20 protein-coding genes are annotated in these 21,712 nt (G+C 62.4%); 13 read left to right on the plus strand and 7 right to left on the minus strand.

The window, feature by feature from the left end; translation table 11 throughout:
• Positions 1–31 precede the first annotated feature (31 nt).
• A complete protein-coding gene (ahcY, locus tag GQ651_RS10225) occupies positions 32–1,423 on the minus strand; it encodes an adenosylhomocysteinase (RefSeq protein WP_160764162.1) in 1,392 nt (463 codons plus the stop codon).
• A gap of 64 nt (positions 1,424–1,487) precedes the next feature.
• Positions 1,488–1,793, minus strand: a complete 306-nt coding sequence (locus GQ651_RS10230) for a hypothetical protein (protein WP_227258136.1) — start codon at positions 1,791–1,793, stop codon at positions 1,488–1,490.
• 316 nt (positions 1,794–2,109) lie between these two features.
• Here GQ651_RS10230 and GQ651_RS10235 point away from each other — a divergent pair, with 316 nt between their 5' ends.
• Complete coding sequence (locus tag GQ651_RS10235; protein ID WP_160764164.1) at positions 2,110–2,709, plus strand: HD domain-containing protein; 600 nt, start codon at positions 2,110–2,112, stop codon at positions 2,707–2,709.
• 3 nt (positions 2,710–2,712) lie between these two features.
• Here GQ651_RS10235 and GQ651_RS10240 read toward each other — a convergent pair whose 3' ends face one another.
• Positions 2,713–3,267 (minus strand): ActR/PrrA/RegA family redox response regulator transcription factor, encoded by a 555-nt coding sequence (locus GQ651_RS10240; protein WP_160764165.1) that lies wholly within the window; start codon positions 3,265–3,267, stop codon positions 2,713–2,715.
• A 77-nt stretch (positions 3,268–3,344) separates the two neighbouring features.
• Positions 3,345–3,953, minus strand: coding sequence for an SCO family protein (locus GQ651_RS10245; protein WP_160764166.1), 609 nt, complete (start codon positions 3,951–3,953; stop codon positions 3,345–3,347).
• A gap of 89 nt (positions 3,954–4,042) precedes the next feature.
• Here GQ651_RS10245 and regB point away from each other — a divergent pair, with 89 nt between their 5' ends.
• The 9 genes from regB (at position 4,043) to hslU (ending at position 17,004) form a co-directional block, all read left to right on the plus strand.
• Positions 4,043–5,440 (plus strand): sensor histidine kinase RegB, encoded by a 1,398-nt coding sequence (regB, locus tag GQ651_RS10250; protein ID WP_160764167.1) that lies wholly within the window; start codon positions 4,043–4,045, stop codon positions 5,438–5,440.
• Positions 5,441–5,522: 82 nt separating this feature from the next.
• Positions 5,523–7,073 carry a PAS-domain containing protein gene (locus GQ651_RS10255; RefSeq protein WP_160764168.1) on the plus strand — a complete coding sequence of 517 codons (1,551 nt, stop codon included), beginning with the start codon at positions 5,523–5,525 and terminating at the stop codon, positions 7,071–7,073.
• Positions 7,074–7,115: 42 nt separating this feature from the next.
• Complete coding sequence (gene tsaE, locus GQ651_RS10260) at positions 7,116–7,604, plus strand: tRNA (adenosine(37)-N6)-threonylcarbamoyltransferase complex ATPase subunit type 1 TsaE (RefSeq protein ID WP_160764169.1); 489 nt, start codon at positions 7,116–7,118, stop codon at positions 7,602–7,604.
• Positions 7,601–8,287: a nucleotidyltransferase family protein gene (locus tag GQ651_RS10265; RefSeq protein WP_319637397.1), complete on the plus strand. Its 687-nt coding sequence runs from the start codon at positions 7,601–7,603 to the stop codon at positions 8,285–8,287. Before tsaE ends, GQ651_RS10265 begins: the two co-directional genes overlap by 4 nt.
• Positions 8,280–11,222: a double-strand break repair protein AddB gene (gene addB / locus GQ651_RS10270; RefSeq protein WP_160764170.1), complete on the plus strand. Its 2,943-nt coding sequence runs from the start codon at positions 8,280–8,282 to the stop codon at positions 11,220–11,222. Before GQ651_RS10265 ends, addB begins: the two co-directional genes overlap by 8 nt.
• Positions 11,219–14,566 carry a double-strand break repair helicase AddA gene (addA, locus tag GQ651_RS10275; RefSeq protein ID WP_160764171.1) on the plus strand — a complete coding sequence of 1,116 codons (3,348 nt, stop codon included), beginning with the start codon at positions 11,219–11,221 and terminating at the stop codon, positions 14,564–14,566. The genes addB and addA overlap by 4 nt, the downstream gene beginning before the upstream one ends.
• Positions 14,567–14,627: 61 nt before the next feature.
• A complete protein-coding gene (trxA, locus tag GQ651_RS10280; RefSeq protein ID WP_160764172.1) occupies positions 14,628–14,948 on the plus strand; it encodes a thioredoxin in 321 nt (106 codons plus the stop codon).
• Between the two features lie 194 nt (positions 14,949–15,142).
• Positions 15,143–15,697 carry an ATP-dependent protease subunit HslV gene (hslV, locus tag GQ651_RS10285; RefSeq protein WP_160764173.1) on the plus strand — a complete coding sequence of 185 codons (555 nt, stop codon included), beginning with the start codon at positions 15,143–15,145 and terminating at the stop codon, positions 15,695–15,697.
• The gene (gene hslU, locus GQ651_RS10290; RefSeq protein WP_160764174.1) at positions 15,694–17,004 is read left to right on the plus strand and encodes an ATP-dependent protease ATPase subunit HslU; all 1,311 of its coding nucleotides are present in this window, start codon (positions 15,694–15,696) and stop codon (positions 17,002–17,004) included. Before hslV ends, hslU begins: the two co-directional genes overlap by 4 nt.
• On the opposite strand, the gene GQ651_RS10295 is transcribed toward hslU, so the two are convergent.
• Complete coding sequence (locus GQ651_RS10295; protein ID WP_160764175.1) at positions 16,992–17,816, minus strand: helix-turn-helix domain-containing protein; 825 nt, start codon at positions 17,814–17,816, stop codon at positions 16,992–16,994. The two genes, hslU and GQ651_RS10295, sit on opposite strands and share 13 nt — an antisense overlap.
• An 80-nt stretch (positions 17,817–17,896) precedes the next feature.
• On the opposite strand from GQ651_RS10295, the gene GQ651_RS10300 reads away from it, so the two are divergent.
• The gene (locus GQ651_RS10300) at positions 17,897–18,490 is read left to right on the plus strand and encodes a VPLPA-CTERM sorting domain-containing protein (protein WP_160764176.1); all 594 of its coding nucleotides are present in this window, start codon (positions 17,897–17,899) and stop codon (positions 18,488–18,490) included.
• 123 nt (positions 18,491–18,613) lie between these two features.
• Positions 18,614–19,834: an MFS transporter gene (locus GQ651_RS10305; protein ID WP_160764177.1), complete on the plus strand. Its 1,221-nt coding sequence runs from the start codon at positions 18,614–18,616 to the stop codon at positions 19,832–19,834.
• Here GQ651_RS10305 and GQ651_RS10310 read toward each other — a convergent pair.
• Both GQ651_RS10310 and GQ651_RS10315 read right to left on the minus strand, forming a co-directional pair.
• Complete coding sequence (locus GQ651_RS10310; RefSeq protein ID WP_319637398.1) at positions 19,820–20,404, minus strand: Smr/MutS family protein; 585 nt, start codon at positions 20,402–20,404, stop codon at positions 19,820–19,822. The genes GQ651_RS10305 and GQ651_RS10310 overlap by 15 nt on opposite strands.
• A 49-nt stretch (positions 20,405–20,453) precedes the next feature.
• Entirely contained in the window at positions 20,454–21,119 is a 666-nt protein-coding gene (locus GQ651_RS10315) for a Tim44/TimA family putative adaptor protein (RefSeq protein ID WP_160764179.1), read from the minus strand.
• A 103-nt stretch (positions 21,120–21,222) separates the two neighbouring features.
• Between GQ651_RS10315 and GQ651_RS10320 the strand changes: the two genes are divergently transcribed.
• Entirely contained in the window at positions 21,223–21,696 is a 474-nt protein-coding gene (locus tag GQ651_RS10320; protein WP_160764180.1) for an FxsA family protein, read from the plus strand.
• The last annotated feature ends 16 nt before the right edge of the window (positions 21,697–21,712 follow it).

Raw genomic sequence — 21,712 nt, forward strand, 5'->3', positions numbered from 1 at the left:
CACGCCGGTCAGGCGTGGCGCTTTTTTTTGGTCAGTAGCGATAGTGCTCGGACTTGAACGGACCTTCCGGCTTCACACCGATATAATCGGCCTGATCCGGGCGTAGCTCGGTCAGCTTGGCGCCGATCCGCGCAAGATGCAGCTTGGCGACCTTTTCATCCAGATGCTTGGGCAGGATGTAGACCTTGTTGTCGTACTGGTCGCCCTTGGTCCAGAGCTCGATCTGGGCCAGCACCTGGTTGGTGAAACTGGCTGACATCACGAAGCTGGGGTGGCCCGTGGCGTTTCCGAGATTCAGAAGCCGGCCTTCGGACAGAAGGATGATGCGATTGCCCGACGGCATCTCGATCATGTCCACCTGTTCCTTGATGTTGGTCCACTTGTGGTTCTTCAGGTTGGCGACCTGAATTTCGTTGTCAAAATGGCCGATGTTCCCGACGATCGCCATGTCCTTCATCTCGCGCATATGCTCGATGCGGATGACGTCCTTGTTGCCGGTCGTGGTGATGAAGATGTCGGCGCTGGCGACTTCGTCCTCCAGCAGAGTCACCTCGTAGCCGTCCATCGCGGCCTGAAGCGCGCAGATCGGGTCGACTTCCGTCACCTTCACGCGGGCGCCGGCACCCCGGAGCGACGCAGCCGAGCCCTTGCCCACATCGCCATAGCCGCAGACGACGGCGACCTTGCCGGCCATCATCGTATCGGTAGCGCGGCGGATGCCGTCGACCAGACTTTCCTTGCAGCCGTACTTGTTGTCGAATTTCGACTTGGTAACGCTGTCGTTCACGTTGATGGCCGGGAAAGGCAGCCGGCCCTCTTCCACCATCTTGTAAAGGCGATGCACACCGGTCGTCGTCTCTTCCGTGACGCCCTGGATCAGATCGCGCTGCCGGGCGAACCAGCCGGGCGTTTCCGCTATGCGCTTACGGATCTGGCCAAAGAGCGCCTCTTCCTCCTCGCTTGTGGGAACGGCGATCAGGTTGTCCTCGCCCTCTTCCACCCGCGCACCCAGAAGGATGTAAAGCGTGGCGTCGCCGCCATCGTCCAGGATCATGTTCGCGCCGTCGGCGAACTGGAAGATCTGGTCCGTATAGGTCCAGTATTCCTCCAGCGTTTCGCCTTTGACGGCGAAGACCGGCGTGCCGCTTTCGGCAATGGCAGCCGCGGCGTGGTCCTGCGTCGAGAAGATGTTGCAGGACGCCCAACGCACATCCGCGCCAAGCGCCTTCAGCGTTTCGATCAGAACAGCGGTCTGGATCGTCATGTGCAGCGATCCGGCGATCCGGGCGCCTTTCAGCGGCTGCGCACTTCCATATTCTTCCCGAAGCGCCATGAGGCCCGGCATTTCGGTTTCTGCGATGTCCATTTCCTTGCGGCCGAATGCTGCAAGGGCAATGTCGCGAACGACATAGTCGTTGGCCATGAACCCGTCTCCTTATGGGATTTCGGGTTCACTTAGCACCGGCACGGGGACCGGGCAACCAGCCTCAGCTTGGTATGCCTGCCGGAACCTTCATGCCTGGAATGCCCTCGCGCCAGTTCGTGCCCGAGGCCATGATGCAGGACATGCCGTCCGCCCGTGTCATGAGGATGGTCCAGGTGCCCTTTTCTTCGGAGAACCAGACCTCGAAAATGCGGGTCGAGTTCTGAAGCCCGCCACCGGCGAAAACCTCGCCATAGCCACTTTCGAGCTTTTCGATCACCGTATCGCGGGCTGCGCAATTGACTTGCGCGTGCAGGGCGGCGGGAAAGAAGGCCGCCAGAAGTGTCAGGCTGGTAAGGGTACGTCGCATCATAGGCTCCTTTCTGCAGCGGGGCTGCGTTTGCCTGAGACCCTCCCTTGATTGTTGTTTGAAACAGGAAACTAGCGACAGATCGTTTCGGTTCCGTAACCAGATCAGCAGAAAAGTTTCTCTGTTACGGCCGGAATAGTTACAATTGAACCCGCTAATTGTGCCGGAATACCGGACAGGATCATGGCATTTCGGTGCCGGGCTCTCTTCTTTCATATGGTCCGATCCCAGGTCTTCCCAAATCACGCGCCGCCACCTGCGCGTGTGGCGCGTGTGACCCTTGACCATCGCGCCCGGCCACGTCACCTCTGGCGACATGCCGCGAAAGCCCCCTTCCCGCGCGTGGCAGCGTATGCTGTCCGGCCGTCGCCTCGACCTGCTCGATCCCACTCCGGTGGACATCGAGATCGAGGATATTGCCCATGGGTTGGCCTTCGTCGCGCGTTGGAACGGGCAGACGAAGGGCGATTGGCCCTATTCGGTGGCCGAACATTCGCTTCTGGTTGAGGAAATTTTTGCGCGCCTCGTTCCCGATGCACCGGTCAAATGGCAGCTGGCCGCGCTTCTGCATGACGCGCCGGAATACGTGATCGGGGACATGATTTCGCCGGTGAAAGCGGCGGTGGGGCCGGGCTATGGTGCGCTTGACGAGCGTCTTACCGCCGCGATCCATATCCGCTTCGGCCTGCCCGCGAGCATCCCGCAAACCGTTAAGCGCAAGATCAAGGCCGCCGACAAGATTTCAGCCTGGCTTGAGGCGGTACAGCTTGCCGGCTTCACACTGACCGAGGCCAACAAGCTCTTTGGCGAGCCTCAGGGCGATATCGCCAATGGGCTCGAGCTCAGACTCAGACCACCGAAAGACGTGCGGAATGCCTTCGTGGCACGCCACAAAGACCTGATTAATCGTCTTTAGAGACTATTTCGGCGACCGCTTGGCCAGAATGCGCTGAAGCGTGCGGCGGTGCATGTTCAGACGGCGGGCCGTCTCACTGACATTCCTGTCACACAGCTCGTAGACACGCTGGATATGTTCCCAGCGCACGCGATCCGCGCTCATCGGGTTTTCCGGCGGCGGCGGCAGCTCGTCGTCCGAGGCCAGGAGTGCGGCGGTGACGTCATTCGCGTCGGCGGGCTTGGACAGGTAATCCGTGGCGCCGATCTTTACCGCGGCGACGGCGGTGGCGATGGCACCGTACCCGGTCAGGACGACAACCTTGCTGTCGGCCCGACGCTCGCGAATGCGCTCGACAACGTCCAGACCGTTGCCGTCCTCAAGGCGCAGGTCGACCACGGCGTAGGCTGGCGGTCGCGCCGTTGCGATGGCAACGCCGGCTGCGACGCTTTCGGCGGTCTCGACGGCAAAGCCGCGCTTCTCCATCGCGCGAGCCAGACGGCGCAGGAACGGCTCGTCATCGTCCACGATCAGAAGTGATGCGTCGGGACCGATGTCCTTCAAGGTTTGCTCGCTCATGCCTGTGCCTCTTGTCATTCGACTGAAAGACTAGGTCGGGGGGTGTCCGCCGTCAATTTCAACGATGTGACTTGTGTTTAGGCGTTTCCGATATGGCAGGCGATTTCCCCGGCCATCTCTTCCGGTGTCGCGGTTCTGCCGAAGTAGGTGGCCAGCCCGGTTTCCGGGAACATGAGGTAGGTGAAGGTGGAATGATCCATGAGGTAGAAGTCGCCTTCGCCCGAGCCCTTCGCATAATAGACCCGGTATTCCTGTGCCGCCGCGCGCACCTGCTCATCCGACCCGGTCAGGGCGATCATCTTTGGGTGCATGTCCCTGGCGTACTGATCCATGATCTCGACGGTATCCCGCGCCGGGTCGATGGTAATGAAAACCGGCGTGACGTCGTGGCCCATCTCGTCCAGCAGATCGACGGCCAGCACGTTCCGCGCCACGTCGAAGGGGCAGACATCAGGGCAGAAGGTGTAGCCGAAATAAACCAGCGTTGGCCCGTCGATGATATCCGCCTCCGTCACGGTCTCGCCAGCGCCATTGAGAAGCTCGAACGGGCCGCCGATTGCCGCGCTTCCACCCGCGACCGAGTTGCCGCCGCAATCCGGCAGAGGCCGAAGATACGTGTAGGCGGCGGTCGCACCGATAAGGGCGACGATGGCAAGCGCAGAGGCTGAGGCGGCGAATTTGGTCATGGCACAAGTCCTGTCCGGGGTTTCGCGCATTGATCGTGAAAGCCTCGCCCGACTACAAGAGGACAGGATGCCCCGGTCCCGAGGACGTGATGACTGACAGCACAAGTTTCGATCAGCGCCGGCTTCGGTCGAACTGGGTCCGGCTTCGGACGCTGATCGTTCTGCGCTGGTTCGCGATTGCCGGGCAGTTGGCCGCGATCACGGTGGCGCAGCGCCTGTTCGAACTGAACCTGAACCTCGGGCTGTGTTTCCTGGCCATCGGCGCGGCTATTGTGACCAACCTGATCGCGATCTTCGTCTTCCCCGAAAACCGCCGCCTGAGCGAGCGCGAAGTGGCCGGAATGCTGGTCTTCGACATCGGGCAGCTTGGGTTCCTGCTGTATCTCACCGGCGGCCTGAACAACCCCTTTGCCCTTCTGATCATGGCGCCCGTCACCATCTCGGCAGCGACGCTCAGCGGCAGGACAACGGCGCTTCTCGGCGCGCTGACAATCGGGCTCGTGTCGGCACTGGCCTTCTGGCACCTGCCGCTGCGCACCGATCTGGGTTTCGTCATGCGCATGCCGCAGGATTTTGTCTGGGGTTTCTGGACGGCCATCACCATCGGCATCGTTTTCCTGGCGATTTATGTCGGTCGCGTCGCAACCGAGATCAACACGATGTCCGACGCCCTCGCCGCGACCCAGATGGCATTGGCCCGTGAACAGAAGCTGACCGATCTCGGCGGCGTCGTGGCAGCTGCGGCGCATGAGCTCGGGACGCCCCTTGCCACGATCAAACTGGTCAGCGCCGAACTGATCGAAGAGCTCGAAGAGCATCCGGACCTTCTGGAAGACGCGCGATTGATCCGCGATCAGGCGGATCGCTGCCGCGATATCCTGCGCTCGATGGGTCAGGCCGGGAAAAGCGACCACCACATGCGGCAGGCCCCGATCGGCGCGGTCGTCCGCGAGGCGGCGGAGCCTCACCGTGACCGTGGCAAGGAATTGCATTACGACATTGCCCCTGCGGAAGGTACCGATCCCGAGCAACCGATCATCGACCGGTCACCGGAAATTATCCACGGCTTGCGCAACCTCGTTCAGAACGCAGTCGATTTCGCGTCGGCCAATGTCTGGGTGGATATCTTCTGGACGGACACGACACTGAGCGTGCGAATTGTTGATGACGGTCCGGGCTACTCAACGAACGTGATCGGACGGCTTGGCGATCCGTTTCTGAGACGCCGGAGGCGCGGCCAGACGCGCCGTCCGGGATACGAGGGGATGGGCCTCGGTCTGTTCATCGCCAAAACGCTGCTGGAGCGAACCGGCGCCGAGATCACCTTCGCCAATGGGCGCGAGCCCTACGATGCCCGCGCCATCGCCGGCGAGCGGTCGGGCGCCATCGTTCAGGCCACATGGGTGCGCGCTCAGGTCGGTCGCGAGGCCGAAGCCCGCGCAGCCCTGGGGCAGAATACTCCTATCGCCGCACCTCACGTGCGCTGAAATCCTGCGACGGCGGATTTGTTAACGGCCCATTAACCCTGATCGCAGAGGCTCGTCCCGATAACGCAAAGGGGGGCTTTACGTGATCAACCTGCTTCACCCTGCGCTCTTTGGCGCTGCGGCATTTCTGTCTGCTATCGCGACCTATCGGCTGGTCGTCCGCAATGCGGGCGCGGGCCTTGTCGGCAATAGCCGTCGCCGGGCCGAAACTGTCTCGGAGCCGATCGTATATCTCATCAGGAACGGTGTACTGGCGGATTCAAATTTTGAGGGCGAGCGCTTTCTGCAGCGCTTTCCTCTTGCTCCGTCCGGCATGTCACGCCTGCGTGCGGCGCTGGCCAGTCAGTTCGACGGCGTCGATGCGCTGATCCGACCGGGTTCAGGAAGTTCGGACGTCCATGCGGCGTCCCGTGACGGAAGCCTTCTTCTGACGTCCGAATCCGTCCAAAACGCAGTTCGTATCAGGATCTTTCCCTCGGGCGAGCATCGTTCGGGCCATGACGACCTCTATCGCAAGGTGGCCAGCGAGGCCGAGTTGGAGACGCTTCGCGAAAGCACCGAGCATTCTCCTTTCCTCGTCTGGCGCGAGGCGCCCGACGGAACGCCCGTCTGGGTGAACCGCGCCTATGCCGACAGCGTCGGTGCAGCTTTCGGGAGTGAGCGACTCTTGTCATGGCCCCTGCCGCGCCTCTTCCCCGATCTCAGAAGCGGCGGGGCGCGCCGTCTGTCGCTTGCGAATGCTGCGGGCAAGTCGCTCGATTGGTACGACATTCATTCTACGCGGATCGGCGACGACACTCTCTTCACGGCGTTCAATGCCAGCGCGACGGTTCAGGCGGAAACCCAGCTCAAGGACTTTATGCAGACGCTGACCAAGACATTTGCACAGCTAGATATCGGGCTGGCGATTTTCGACAAATCCCGCCAACTGGTTCTGTTCAATCCGGCGCTGACCGATCTGACGGGTTTGCCGATAGACTTTCTCACCGCACGCCCCAGCCTTGTCGCGCTCCTCGACAAGCTCAGGGAAAAGCGGATGCTGCCAGAGCCACGCGACTACAAGTCTTGGCGCCAATCCATCGCAGAGCTTGAGGCCGCAGCCGCAGACGGCACGTACTCCGAGACATGGCTTCTGCCGGGAAACCGGACCTTTCGCGTGACGGGCCGCCCGCATCCCGACGGGGCCATCGCGTTCCTCATACAGGATATATCTGCCGAGGTTTCGCTGACCCGCCGTTTCCGGTCCGAGATCGAGACCGGGCAGACCGTGCTCGACAATATGGATCAGGCCGTCGCTGTGTTTTCCGCCAGCGGAGCGCTGATCCTGTCGAACCGTGCTTATCGTCGGGCGTTCTCGGTCGATCCCGAAGCCCGGCTTGAACCTGCGTCCATCGTCGATGCCACCCGGCTCTGGCACGCGCATTCCGCGCCGACCCCGATCTGGGGCGACGTGCGGGATTTCGCCCGCGACGATACCGAGCGCGCGGAATGGGCGGCGACGGTGACCCTGAAGGACGGTCGCAACATGGTTTGCCGGTTCATCCCTCTCGCCGATGGCGGAATGCAGACGGTTTTCGATATTGGCGGCGCTGTTTCCGGTCCCGTCGAGGATGACCTGATGGCGGTGGTGTGATCGGCGCTTGAAGCCCGCTGGCCCGGCGGCCAAACTGACAATATGTCCGCCGAGATCCGCCTTCACCTTTCCGATGCCGAAGCGACAGAACGGCTTGCCGTGGCGCTTGCGCCGCTCCTGCGCGCGGGCGACACGCTTTTGCTGGACGGGCCCATCGGCGCGGGAAAGACCCATTTCGCGCGGTCCCTGATCCAGTGGCGTCTGGCAGAGGCAGGACTGTCCGAAGACGTGCCCTCGCCCACGTTCACATTGGTGCAAACCTATGACGACGGACAGGTCGAGATCTGGCACGCGGATCTCTATCGCCTTTCCGATCCATTAGAGGTGGTCGAGCTGGGTCTGGACGAGGCCATGCAAAGCGCCATCGCTCTGATCGAATGGCCGGACCGGCTGGGCGATATGGCACCGGCGGACGCCTGTCGCCTGCGCTTTGCCCATGATGGCGAAGGGCGGAGCGTTGTGATCGACTGGTCCGATAGCAGAGCAGACCTTTGGCGACGATCCTTCGAGGAAGAGGCCGCCACCGCATGAGCGACATGCCCCGCTCTATGATGATTTTCGCCGCTGGCTTCGGAACGCGCATGGGTGCGCTGACGAAAGACCTGCCCAAGCCGATGCTGCCCGTGGCAGGTCAGCCCATGATCGACATCGCGATCTCGATGGGTCGTTCGGCGGGTCTGAGTACTCTTGTCGCGAACACGCACTATCTGGCCCACCGGATCGAGCCGCATCTCACCGAGCGTGGCGTCGCGATCAGCCGGGAAGAGCCCGAGATTCTCGATACAGGCGGCGGTCTCAAGGCCGCGCTGCCGCTTCTGGGGCCGGGCCCGGTCGTCACGATGAACCCCGACGCCGGCTGGCGCGGCCCGAACCCGGTCGAACAGCTTCTGGGCGCGTGGCGCGAGGACGATGGCGCGCTCTTGCTGGTCGTGCCGATGGAACGTGCCCTCGGGCGGCAGGGCGGCGGAGACTTCACGCTCGATGGTGGTAGGCTCAGCCGGGGCGGCGATTACGTTTACTGTGGTGTCCAGATCCTCCGCACCGAAATACTTGCCGATATTTCCGACACCGCCTTCTCGCTCAATCAGGTCTGGGACCGGCTGAATGCCGACGGTCGGCTCAGAGGGATCGAATACGCTGGCGACTGGTGCGACATCGGCCACCCCGAGGGACTGACGCTGGCCGAGCGGATGATGGCGACCGGCCATGTTTGATCCAACCGATACCCCCCGCGTCTTCGGCGTGCCGCCCGGCGCGGATTTTCCCGACGCCGTGGTCACGGGCATTCTGGACCGGATGTCAGGGCAACCGCCCGAGGCACTCGCCCGGGTGACGGTTCTGGTCAACACGCGCCGGATGCAGCGACGGTTGCGAGAGCTCTTTTCTCGCGACACCGCCCGGCTTTTGCCGCGCATCCGGCTTGTGACCGACATTGCCGAGTTAGTGCCGACGGCACCCCTACCCCGCCCCACCTCAGCGCTTGCAAGGCGGCTGGAACTTGCTCGTCTCATCGCCGCGCTGCTCGATCAGGATCCGACGCTGGCGCCGCGCGCCGCGCTTTTCGATCTGGCCGACAGCCTTGCCGCGCTTCTGGACGAAATGCAGGTCGAAGGCGTGCCGCCCGACCGGCTGCGCAACATCCGCACCGGCGATGGCTCCGGCCATTGGGCACGCACGCAGACGTTCCTTGGTGTGGTCACCGACTATCTCGCTGCCACCGACGACGGTCAGGCCAATCCTGAGGCGATCAATCGCGCCGCGCTGGATATTCTTCTGGACGGCTGGTCGCAGGACCCGCCGGATGGACCCGTCATTGTTGCAGGTTCGACCGGATCGCGCGGCACCACGTTCCGACTAATGCAGGCCGTGGCGTCGCTGCCGCAAGGCGCTCTTATCCTGCCCGGTTTCGACGATCACCTCCCCAGTGAAATCTGGTCGCTTCTGACCGATGGCAACGGAGTCGAGGATCACCCGCAATACCGCTTCGCCCTGCTTCTAAAGGCGCTCGGCGTTGCCCCGGGTCAGGTTTCGCCCTGGCCCAGCGCGGTACCGGATCCAGCGCGGAACGCGCTTGTCTCGCTGTCGCTGCGCCCTGCCCCGGTCACCGATCAGTGGTTGTCGGAAGGACCAGCGCTGGGTGACCTGATCCCCGCCACGTCGCGCATGACCCTGATCGAAGCGCCCGGCCAGCGCGCAGAGGCTACGGCCATTTCGGTCGCGATCCGCGACGCCGTCGAACGTGGCGAGACGGTCGCGCTGATCACACCTGACCGCGTTCTGGGGCGCCGCGTCGCCGCCAGCCTCGCCCGTTGGGATATCCAGCCCGATGACAGCGCCGGCCAGCCGTTGAACCAAACCGCGCCCGGCCGGTTTCTGCGCCAGGCTGTCCGGCTGATCGGAGCTGAAGTGACCTCTGAGGCGCTGGTCGCGATGCTCAAGCATCCGCTGGTCCGGTCGGGGGACGCGGATCGCGGCCCGCATCTTTTGCATACGCGGGATTTCGAGTTGCTCTTGCGGCGGCGAGGCACCCATCTTCCCGGTCAGGCCGATCTGGATGCCTTCACCGACGCGAAACCCGAGCGCAGCGAATGGGCGGATTGGATTGCCCGCGTTCTGGATATCGCGCGTGTCGTACCTGATCCCTCGCTTGGGCTGATGGTGGACGCACATCTTCGCCTTGCCGAGCTTATTGCGGATGGCGGCACGGGCGGTGGCACACTCTGGCGCGAACAGGCAGGCAGGGACATCTCGGTTCTGATGGACCGGTTCCGAGAGACGGGCGCGTCCGGGGCACCGATGCCCCTTCCGGACTATATCCGGCTGTTCGACCGCGCCCTTGCGGCCGAAAACATGCGAAACCCGGACACCGTGCGGCGCGACGTGATGATCTGGGGGACGCTTGAGGCGCGCGTCCAGGGGGCGAGCCTTGTCATTCTCGGCGGCCTAAACGACGGGTCCTGGCCGGGCACGCCCAGCGCCGACCCATGGCTCAACCGTGCCATGCGCCGCGAGGCGGGGCTTCTGCTGCCGGAACGTCAGATCGGGCTGTCCGCACACGATTATCAGCAAGCCGTTGCGGCGGAGACGGTGATCCTCTCGCGCTCTCTGAGGGATGCCGAAGCGCAAACAGTTCCTTCGCGTTGGCTGAACCGATTCACGAACCTTCTCAGGGGTTTGCCCAATCAGAATGGGCAAGCCGCGCTCGACGCGATGAAAGACCGCGGCAAGCGGTATCTGGATATCGCACAAGGGCTGGAGACACCCGTTGAACCGGAGCAGCCGGCGCCGCGCCCTGCCCCGGCGCCGCCGGTGTCCGTCCGACCGCGCACGCTTTCCGTCACCGAGATCGAAACGCTGATCCGCGATCCCTATGCCATCTACGCCAAACATGTGCTCAGGGTGAAACCGCTCGATCCCTTGCGACCGAGGCCCGACATGGCTCTGAGGGGCATCGTCTATCACGAAATCATGGATCGTGCGCTCGCTTTCGGGCCGTTTGAGGACGCGAAATCCCTTGAACAGTGCCTGATTTCAAAGGCCAGGGAGGTTCTGGGCGAAACCGTGCCCTGGCCGTCTGCCCGCGTTCAGTGGGGCGCCCATTTCGAGGCGATCGCGCCTGGTTTCTCTGAACGAGAGATTGTTCGACAGGTGCGCGCCCAACGCATCTGGCGCGAGCAATGGGGCGAGATTCCCCTGGGCAATGGCTATACGATCAAGGGCAAGGCTGATCGCATCGACCTCCTGAAAGACGGACGGCTGGCGATTTTCGACTACAAGGCGGGGGGACCGCCCTCGGCCAAGCGGATGCGCTATTTCCAGCGGCAGCTTCTGATCGAGGCGGTGATGGCCAAGGCTGGCGGGTTCAAGGATATCGACCCTGCCGAGGTCGCCTTTGTCAGCCATCTCGGGCTGGACAGGAAGCATGGCGAGGACATGCACGAACTGGTGGCGGGTGACGAGCTGGACTTCAGAACAGTCACTATTTCAGCGGAATTGAGCCAGTTGGTTACGGCTTTCGACAATCCGGACAAAGGATATCCGTCGCGGCGCGCCATGGAGGAACTGGCATGGGATGGCGACTATGACCATCTGGCGCGATATGGGGAGTGGGACGACACGAAGCCGGCGACAAAGGTCTTGCTGCCATGAGCATCGACGCGGCGACAACACGGCAGAACGCTGCCGCAAATCCCGACGCATCGACCTGGCTCGCCGCCAATGCAGGTTCGGGCAAGACCCGCGTGCTGACCGACCGCGTGGCCCGGCTTCTACTCCGAAAAGCCGATCCGCAGAACATTCTCTGCCTGACCTACACCAAGGCCGCGGCCGGCGAGATGCAGAACCGCCTATTCGCCAATCTCGGCACATGGTCGATGCTGAACGACGAGGACCTGTCGAAGCGGCTTCGCGGTCTGGGCGAGACCGGTCCGCTCGATCTGTCGCGTGCCAGAACGCTCTTTGCGCGCGCGATCGAAACGCCGGGCGGCCTCAAGATCCAGACCATCCACTCGTTCTGCAGCGCCATCCTGCGGCAGTTTCCGCTGGAAGCTGGCGTAAGCCCCGGTTTCCGCGAACTGGACGAGACCGGGCAGGATCACCTGCTTGAAGATGTGGTGAATGCGCTTTGCCTTGCAGAGCCGGACATCGTGAGCGGCGTCGCGCGACAGCTTAGCGGTAGCGACCTTGTTTCACTGGCGAAAGAGGTAACCGGATCACGCGACGCCTTCGATCCGATCCAGGACGAGACGGCCTTGCGCAGGCTCTTCGGGCTGGCGGATGGCGTGACTGAACATTCTGTGATCACAACCGCGATTTCGCCGGACGATCTCCGGTTTCTGAAGGATTGTGGTTCCGTTCTTCTGACCAGCGAAAAGACGACCGACCAGAAGGTCGGCGCGGCTCTGACGGGTCTTGGTTCGATGCCTGATCGCAACGCGCTCGACGTACTCGTCGGGACGATGCTGACCGGGTCAACCGCGACCGAGCCTTTCAGTCCCAAAACCTCTCCGCCGACCGCTGACCTGAAGAAAGGTGCCTTTGCGCCGCTTCTCGGTCGATATCTTGCAATCGCCGGGCGTGTCGCAGAGGCCCGCGAGCAGATCGTCTCGCTCGATGCCACGAAGAAATCGCTTACCCTGCACCGCTTCGCCAGCCGACTGCTACCCGCATACCAGAAAGCCAAAGATGATCGTGGGCTTCTGGACTTCGACGACCTCATCCACAAGACCCGGACGCTTCTGACCGACCGGTCGCTTGCCTGGGTTCTCTACCGGCTCGACGCGCGGATCGACCATATTCTCGTGGACGAAGCGCAGGATACCAGTCCGGCGCAATGGTCGATCATCTCGGCATTGGCCGAAGAGATCGCATCGGGCGAGGGGTCGCGCGCCGCGGTTCCGCGCTCACTTTTCGTGGTCGGCGACAAAAAACAGTCGATCTACAGCTTTCAGGGCGCCGATGCGCGTGCTTTTGACGGCATGTCAGAACGCTTCGAAGACATGATGGCGCAAGGCGGACGATTTGAGCGGCAGGAATTGCCCTTCTCGTTTCGTTCGTCGCCCGCAATCCTCAAGGCGGTGGATGCCACGTTCGAGGCTGCCGGGTTGAAGGGGGCAGGGGACGCGGTCTCGCACGAGGCGGTCTTCCCCGATCTTCCCGGCCGCGTCGATGTCTGGCCGCCGATTGCCGCACCAGCCGCGAGCGACCCTCCGGAATGGTATCACCCGGTCGATCGCGTCGCCGATGACGACCCGGCGGTACTTCTGGCGGAGCAGATCGCGGGCCATATATCGGGGCTTCTGGAAACAGAGACTATTCCGGCAAAAAATGGCCAATTCCGGAGGGTTTTGGCCGGAGATATCATGATTCTGGTCCAGCGCCGCGCGACGCTGTTTCATCAGATCATACGTGCCTGCAAGGCGGCAGGCCTCCCCGTTTCGGGAGCAGACAAGCTGAGGATTACATCGTCCCTTGCGGTGCGCGATTTGCTGGCGCTGATGTCCTTTCTCGCTTTGCCCGAAGATGATCTTTCGCTCGCAACTGCCCTGCGCTCCCCCCTGTTTGGCTGGTCGGAAGCCGATCTCTACGACTTGGCCCAGGGCAGGAAGGCGTCCTTTCTCTGGGCCGAGCTCAGGGCGCGGCGCGACGAGTGGCCCAAAACCGTCGCGATCCTGGACGGACTCAGGCACAAGGTCGATTTCCATCGACCCTTCGAGATGCTGGAGACGATCCTCACACGGTTCGACGGGCGCACAAAGCTGGCCGCGCGACTGGGTCCCGAAGCCGAGGATGCCATCGACGAGCTTCTCAATCAGGCACTGCATTACGAACAAACCGCAGTTCCGACGATCACCGGGTTCGTATCCGAGATGCTGTCCTCCGAGATCGAGGTCAAAAGACAACTCGACGGAGACAGCGGTCAGATCAGGGTAATGACGATTCATGGCGCAAAGGGTCTCGAAAGCCCGATCGTCATTCTGCCCGAGACGATCCGCGCCGAAACGTCCCGTTCTGGTAGCTTTGTGATCACAGGCACTGGTGCACCGGTCTGGAACACAGCCGCCACGGAATCGCCCCGCCTCGTTCTGACGGCCAAGGCCGTGCAGGGTGACGCCGACCGCGAGGAACGGCACCGCCTTCTCTACGTGGCGATGACGCGCGCCGAGCACTGGCTGATCGTGGCGGGTATCGCACCGAAGAAGGGTAGCGGGGACAAAAGCTGGCACGCCTCGATCCGGGCAGGGGCAGAAGCCGCGGGCGCAGAGGCGGTGCCGGATAGCGGTGGTGCCATCCTTCGGCTGGAAAGCGGTTTTTGGCCGAAGGAACCAGCGCCCGAGCCTGTCGACGAGAGCAATGAGAATGAGCCGCGCGCCACTGGCACCTGGAGCGACCCCGCCCCCGTGAGCGCGGCTCCGGAGCGTATTCTTTCCCCATCCGATCTGGGAGGCGCAAAGATCGTCCCCGGCGACGCCGGCCTGCCGGAGGAGGAGGCCAAGCGCCGCGGGCGTTGGATACATGCGCTGCTGGAACATCTGCCAGGCCACCCGGAGGCCACCTGGCCGGAACTTTCGCTTCACATCCTGTCACGCGGTCCAGAACCAGCTTCCGAGGCAGAAATTCCAGCGCTTCTGGACGAGGCCGCGCGTTGCATCCATGCGCTGCCGCAGCTTTTCCAGACCGATGGGCTCAGCGAGATCGATCTGACATGCCGGCTTGACGAAACTTCGCGCCTGACCGGCACCGTCGACCGCCTGATCCTGAGCGATACGCGGGTGACCATCGTGGACTACAAGACGAATGCCGTCCGTCCCCAATCGCCCGACGCAATTCCCGAAGGTGTCCTGAGGCAGATGGGCGCCTATCTGACTGCCGCGCAGCAGATCTGGCCCGAAAAAAAGGTTGATCTGATCGTTCTCTGGACGGTTGATGCGACCCCCATGAACGTTCCACACGATATCGCGATCCGGGCCTTTTCACGCACAACATCGGCTTGACGCGCCGCTGGCGGATACCTAGTTTCGCTCCCCTGACACATCCCACCGGAAGGAGAGCCGCATGGCCACCGTTGCCGTTACCGACGATACCTTCGACGCCGAAGTCCGGAACTCGGACATCCCGGTCGTCGTCGATTTCTGGGCCGAATGGTGCGGCCCCTGCAAGATGATCGGACCCGCCCTCGAAGAACTGAGCGACGAGTATGCCGGCCAGGTGAAGATCGCCAAGGTCAACGTGGACGAGAACCCGAACTCTCCGGCGCAGCTTGGCGTTCGGGGCATCCCGGCTCTGTTCCTCTTCAAGGACGGACAGGTCGTATCGAACAAGACCGGCGCCGCGCCCAAAGCCGCACTCAAGGGCTGGATCGACGACGCTCTCTGAAGCGCACGCATCCCGATTTCGTGAAAAGCCGTCCCACCGGGGCGGCTTTTTGCTGTCCTGTCCATTATCGGCCTTCAAATATCCCGGGGCCCGGGGCAGAGCCCCGGCGGATCGGCGCCGGAGGCGTCGATCACCCCCTCCTTGCAGTGGGCGCCAATCAACCGCATATACCCCCGAACTGAACGGAGGCTGACATGGCAGAGGATTTCCCCGGCTGGCACGGGACGACGATCATCGGCGTCCGCAAGAACGGCAAGGTTGTCGTCGCGGGCGATGGGCAGGTCAGTCTGGGCCAGACCGTCATCAAAGGCACGGCGACCAAGGTGCGCCGCCTCAGCCCCGGCGGCTATGACGTCGTCGCCGGTTTCGCCGGCTCTACCGCCGACGCCTTCACACTGCTCGAACGCCTCGAAGCCAAACTGGAAGCGGCCCCCGGTCAGCTTCAGCGCGCCGCAGTCGAACTCGCCAAGGACTGGCGCACCGACAAATACCTCCAGAAGCTCGAAGCGATGCTGATCGTCACCGACGGCAAGGACCTTTACGTTGTCACCGGCGCCGGTGATGTCCTTGAACCCGAGCACAACGTGGCCGCCATCGGCTCCGGCGGGAACTATGCTCTCGCTGCGGCCCGCGCCCTTGTCGACACAGACCTCGACGCCGAAGACATCGCCCGCCGCGCCATGGCGATCGCCGCTGATATCTGCGTCTACACCAACGGCAACCTGACCGTGGAAACCATTTCACAATGACCGATCTGACCCCTCGCGAAATCGTCTCAGAACTCGACCGTTTCATCATCGGACAGAAGGACGCCAAGCGCGCTGTCGCTGTGGCGCTTCGGAACCGCTGGCGTCGCAAGCAGCTTGCCGATGACCTGAGGGACGAGGTGTACCCGAAGAACATCCTGATGATCGGCCCGACCGGCGTCGGCAAGACCGAGATCAGCCGGCGGCTGGCCAAGCTGGCCCGCGCACCGTTCCTCAAGGTCGAGGCCACGAAGTTCACCGAGGTCGGCTATGTCGGCCGCGACGTCGAGCAGATCATCCGCGATCTGGTCGAGGCGGCCATCACCATGACCCGCGAACACATGCGCGAGGACGTGAAAGCGGCCGCGCATCAGGCCGCCGAGGACCGCGTTCTTGCCGCCATCGCGGGCGAGAGCGCACGCGAACAGACCCGCGAGATGTTCCGGAAGAAACTCCGCGATGGCGATCTGGACGACACGGTGATCGAACTCGACATCGCGGATCAGACCAACCCCTTTCAGGGCCTGGAGATGCCAGGAATGCCGCCGGGGCAGGGCGGTATGGCGCTCGATCTCGGCTCGATCTTCGGTAAGGGCTTCGGCGGCCGCACCACCCGCAAGAAGATGACCGTGGCACAAAGCTATGAAATCCTGATTGGCGAAGAGGCCGACAAGCTCCTCGATGACGAGGCGGTCAAGAAGGCTGCGCTGGAAGCAGTCGAACAGAACGGCATCGTCTTTCTGGACGAGATCGACAAGGTGACCGCCCGGTCCGAGACGCGTGGCGCGGATGTCAGCCGGGAAGGGGTGCAGCGCGATCTCCTGCCACTGATCGAAGGGACGACCGTGTCGACCAAATACGGGCCGGTGAAGACGGATCACGTCCTCTTCATCGCCTCAGGCGCGTTTCATATCGCCAAACCGTCCGATCTTCTGCCCGAGCTTCAGGGCCGCCTGCCGATCCGGGTGAACCTCCGCGCGCTGACCGAAGAGGACTTCGTCCGCATCCTGACCGAAACCGATAATGCGCTGACACGGCAGTACACGGCCCTCATGGGCACCGAGGAAGTGACGGTGAATTTCACCGATGACGGGATCGCCGCGCTTGCACGGATCGCCGCCAACGTGAACCAGAGCATCGAGAATATCGGTGCGCGGCGTCTCTACACCGTGATGGAGCGTGTGTTCGAAGAGCTGAGTTTCACCGCCCCCGACAGAACCGGCGAAACCGTGACAATCGACGCGGATTTCGTCGAAACCAACCTGGGCGACCTCGCCCATGGTTCGGATATGAGCCGCTACGTGCTCTGATCCATCAGGCGCGGCAGGACAGCCGCGCGTGATCTGACGCCGAGCCGCGACAAGACCGCCTCGGAATGCCGACGGGCGGTATCGACGGTCACGCCCATCGCATTGGCGATTTGCCGTGCTGTCAGACCTTCGGCGATAAGTGCGGCTGTTTCAGCCTGTCTCGGCGACAGGCCAAGTGCGCGCCCGCTTTCGATCAGCGTCGCTTTCGGCGGCAATGCGCTGGCAACGTCAGGTTTGGTAACAACTGGTGCCGCCAGCTTCCCGAAACCCGCGACAAAGGCAGGCAGCATCAACCGCAGCAGCGCTTCGCTTCTTTCGCCTCGGAAACCGGGGTCGTCGTCGCCCCTGAAGCCAAAGGCAAAAACCGCCTCCCCAACCGGCATCGGCGCGGTGATGCCGATCACGTGGTGCATCCCCGCAGGCTCGAAAACATCTCGAAAATATGTGGTTTCGACGATCTTCTCGCGCATCTGAAGGCGCCCCTCGTGATGAACGCCCGCACCCATGTTCCTGCGGCGGCGGTTGATCTCTTCCAACTCCTTGTCGGCCAGAAGCACATTTCCGTCCGCGTCAAAGCCCTCGATATTGGACATCAGATACGATTCGATCTGCGGACCGCAGCCGTCGCTGATGAACCGGTATCCGCCTTCCAGGGGAAAGGCCGCAAAGCTCCGAACGGCCCTGACCAGTTTTCGCATTTGCACCAGCAGGGCGCGCGTCCGGCTTTCGTCATTCAGCGTGGTTCCATCCAGAAGCGCGGATTGAGCGCGTTCGATTTCAAGTGCTTCGTGCTCTTTGAGGGTAAGTTCCATGGAGCCGAGGATAGGGCGTTTGCACCATTTCGCCACCGGCTTTTCGGATACAATCGCGTTGTTTATGAAGGGGGTACGAAATGAGAATTGAAGCTTTGGCAGCGGTAGCACTTCTTTCCGCCAGTCCTGCGACGGCCAGCGTGGTCATAGAATTCGACGAATATGCCAACGGAACACCGATCACGGATCAATATGCCGACTTTTCTGTTGATCTTGTCGATACCGATGTCGCGGCCTCGATCCTTATCTCGACCTATGTCGGTGGCGCGCCAGCGTCAGTGCTTCAGACCAACTCCTTCGACAACAACAGCGGCTATGAAATGGAGATCACGTTCAACACCCTCGTGAATGATCTTCAGGTGTCCTATTCCGCGATCAACAGTGAGGGCGGCGTGACCGTCGATCACGAAGCCGGGACGGATTTTGTCGCCGGCGATCTCGCGTGCCGGATCATCGAATGCCTGTGGGACTTGTCCGGCTTCGAAAATGTCTCGTCTTTGTTCTTCAGCTTCAACGACGGCACGTTCGATCCGTTCGATCAGATCCACATCGAGCGCATGTCCTATACTATCGGTACGACCGTCACCCCTCCTGAAATTCCGCTTCCGGCCTCGGGCTTTCTTCTTCTTGCCGGTCTGGCGGGTCTGGGCGTGGCACGGGCGCGGCGCGGCTGAGACCCGGGGCGCTCTTGGCGCGCCCTGCCGTTTCCTGACGTCGGGCTTTCGATCGTCCCTAATTTGCGCAGCGCCAACTCTTTTCCGCTTTTGTCCCGAAGAGATCGGTCACATTAAGGCCGCATGAGTCTTTTCGCATTCCTGCACGAGAACCGCCGCTTTCTTTTCGCGGGTGCGGTTCTGTCGTTCCTGTCCAGCTTCGGGCAGACTTATTTCATTGCGATTTTTTCAGCCGAGATCATGGGGACGTTCGATTTGTCGGACGGCCAGTGGGGCGGCCTTTATACCGTTTCGACCACGGCCTCGGCGCTGGTCATGCTCTGGGCCGGGGCGCTGACCGATCGGTTTCGCGTGCGGCAACTTATCTGGACAGTTCTTCCCGTTCTTGCGCTGACTTGCCTTGCCATGGCGGCAAATTCGGCGGTGCCGTTACTGTTCCTCGTGATCTTCTTTCTGCGGCTGTTCGGGCAGGGGATGACCATGCAGCTTTCCGTCGTCGCGATGGCGCGATGGTTCGCGGCGCGGAGGGGGCTGGCGCTGTCGCTCGCCGCACTCGGCTTTGCGGTCGGTCAGGCCGGGCTACCGGTTATCGTCGCGCTTGGTCTGACGGTCTTCGACTGGCGGTCCATGTGGGTGGGCGCAGCGCTGATCCTGGCCCTTTCTGTTCCGCTCCTGCACTGGCTTCTGACCAAGGAGCGGACGCCGCAATCCCACGCGGAAGACAAGCAATCGGTGGGCATGGACGGGCGGCATTGGACGCGGGGCGAGGTCCTGCGCTCGCCTATCTTCTGGCTCCTGCTGCCTATGCTTCTTGGTCCGCCCGCGTGGGGGACGGCGCTGTTCTTTCAGCAGGTGCATATCGCGGCGGTCAAAGGCTGGCCTCTGGTGGATTATCTGGCCCTGATCCCGCTGCTGACAGTGGTTGGCATCGCGGCGACGCTTGTATCCGGGCAGTTGATCGACCGCTTCGGATCGGCCGCGCTTGCGCGCTTCTACATGCTGCCCTTCGCGGCGACGTTCTTTCTGATCGGATCGGCCGAGACACTTGGCGTGGCGGCCATCGGGATGATCTTCTTCGGCATCGGCCACGGCATCCAATCGACCGTACCTGCCGCCTTCTGGTCGGAGTATTTCGGCACCCGGCATATCGGTGCGATCAAGGCGGTCTCGACCAGCATAATGGTATTCGGATCCGCCATCGGCCCCGGCATATCCGGTGCGCTGATCGACCTCGGCTACAGCTTTCCGGAACAGATGGGGGTCCTGGTGGTCTATTTCCTGATCGCTGCCATTCTGGTCTGGGTTGCGACCGCCCGCGCGAAGCGCAGCCTAGCGCCTGCGTAGGTAGACGTAGAAGGCGCCAGAGCCACCATGTTTCCGGTGCGCCTCCGAGACCTGAAGGACCGCTTGCGACAGAGGCGGAAGCGACAGCCAGTGCGGCAGCTGATGGCGCAGAACGCCGGTACGGGTCGGGATCGGGTCATAGGATTCAACCTTGCGGCCCTTTCCTGTGATCACAAGAACCAGACGCTTGCCTGCGGCCTGTGAGGACAGGATGAACGAGGTCAGCGCACCATGGGCCGTGTCCAGCGTCATGCCGTGCAGGTCGATCCGGCCCTCGGGCGTCAATCGGCCCTGCGACATACGCTTATGTGCTTTCTTGTCCATCGCGACGGGCTGAGCCGCGAGACGGTCGCCAAGCGGCGCAGAAAGGTCGTTGGGGGGCAGGGCGGTCGACGCCCGTTCTCCCAGGCGAAAGGGTGCTATCGGTTCGGGTCTTGGCTTTTCAGGAACTGGCTTGGCCTTGCCGGGCAGGGTGATCTTGCCCGGCTCGCCCTTGTCAGGCTTGGCCGAACGCATCGGATTGGCCGATTTCGCGATGCGCGACCAAAGTTCCTGCTCGTCGGGGCGCAATCCACGTGGCTTTCGGCGGGACATAGGTCAAAGACCCCCCGCGGCCCGATTACTCGCCCGTTGCGACAAGCTGCCAGTTCGGATCGCTGGACCCCATCACACGGGCAAAGGTCCAGACGTCGCGCTGCTTTTTGATCTCGTTCGGGTTGCCTTCAACGATTTCGCCTTCGGAATTCCGCACGACCGAGGTCAGCTCGCCCACAAACTTGATCGTCATTTCGCCTTCATTCGTCGAACGATCGAACTCGGCGGACTTCAACGCAATCTCGCGAACGCCAACGAAATTGGCTTCGACGGACAGGCCCTCTTCCTCGCGGCGGTCGATCACGGATTGCAGCGCCTCGCGCACATCGGACGACAGGAAGTCGGCAACAGGCGAAAGGTCGCCTTTCTCGAAAGCCATCAGGATCATCTCATAGGCGCCGCGTGCGCCCTCGAGAAATTCGGTCACGTTGAAACCGTTCTCAGCCATTTTCATCGAGGCGAGCGCCTTGGCCGACGGCGATCCGTCTTCCACGTGGTCGGTGATGTCGCGGTCCGGGCCGCCCTCGATCACGTCGAACTCAGGGCGATTGCCGACGCGTCGCGCGGGCGACGGGCCTTCGACCGGGGGCTTCTCGAAACCATCACGTGTTCCGAGAACGCTTCTCAGGCGCAGAATGAGAAAGATCGCGATGCCGGCCAGTACGAGAAGCTGTATCAACTGAGATTCCATTTCTCTCTCGAAACGATGAATTTGGGTTTCCGCTCGTCAGGGCACATATGTAGGGCGAGGGTGAGCCCGAGTCTACCGGCCCACCTGCGACCAAGAGGATCATATGCGACTGTTTTTGCTGTTTCTGCTCGTCCCGCTGATCGAGATCGCCCTGTTCATCCAGATTGGCGGGCTCATCGGTTTGTGGCCGACACTGGCCATCGTCATCCTGACCGCCATTCTGGGTACGTTTCTGGTGCGCAGCCAGGGGCTGCAGGTGCTTAACCAGCTTCGCGGTTCCTTCGAAGAGCTCCGCGATCCGACCGAGCCTCTGGCCCATGGCGCCATGATCCTGTTTTCCGGCGCCCTTCTTCTGACGCCGGGCTTTTTTACCGATGCGGTCGGATTTGCCCTGCTTGTGCCGGGCATACGGTCGGCGATGTACCGCACAATTCGCAAACGAGTGAATATCGAAACGGTCCAATACGGCAGCCGTCCGCAACGCGCACCCGAGGATCCAACGATTATCGATGGCGATTACGAGGATCTGGACCCGCCGAAAGGCCAGCAAGGGCCATCGGGGTGGACCCGGCATTGAGGGCAGCCGCGCAACC

The organism is Kangsaoukella pontilimi (assembly GCF_009830125.1).
Taxonomy (GTDB): Bacteria; Pseudomonadota; Alphaproteobacteria; order Rhodobacterales; family Rhodobacteraceae; genus Kangsaoukella; species Kangsaoukella pontilimi.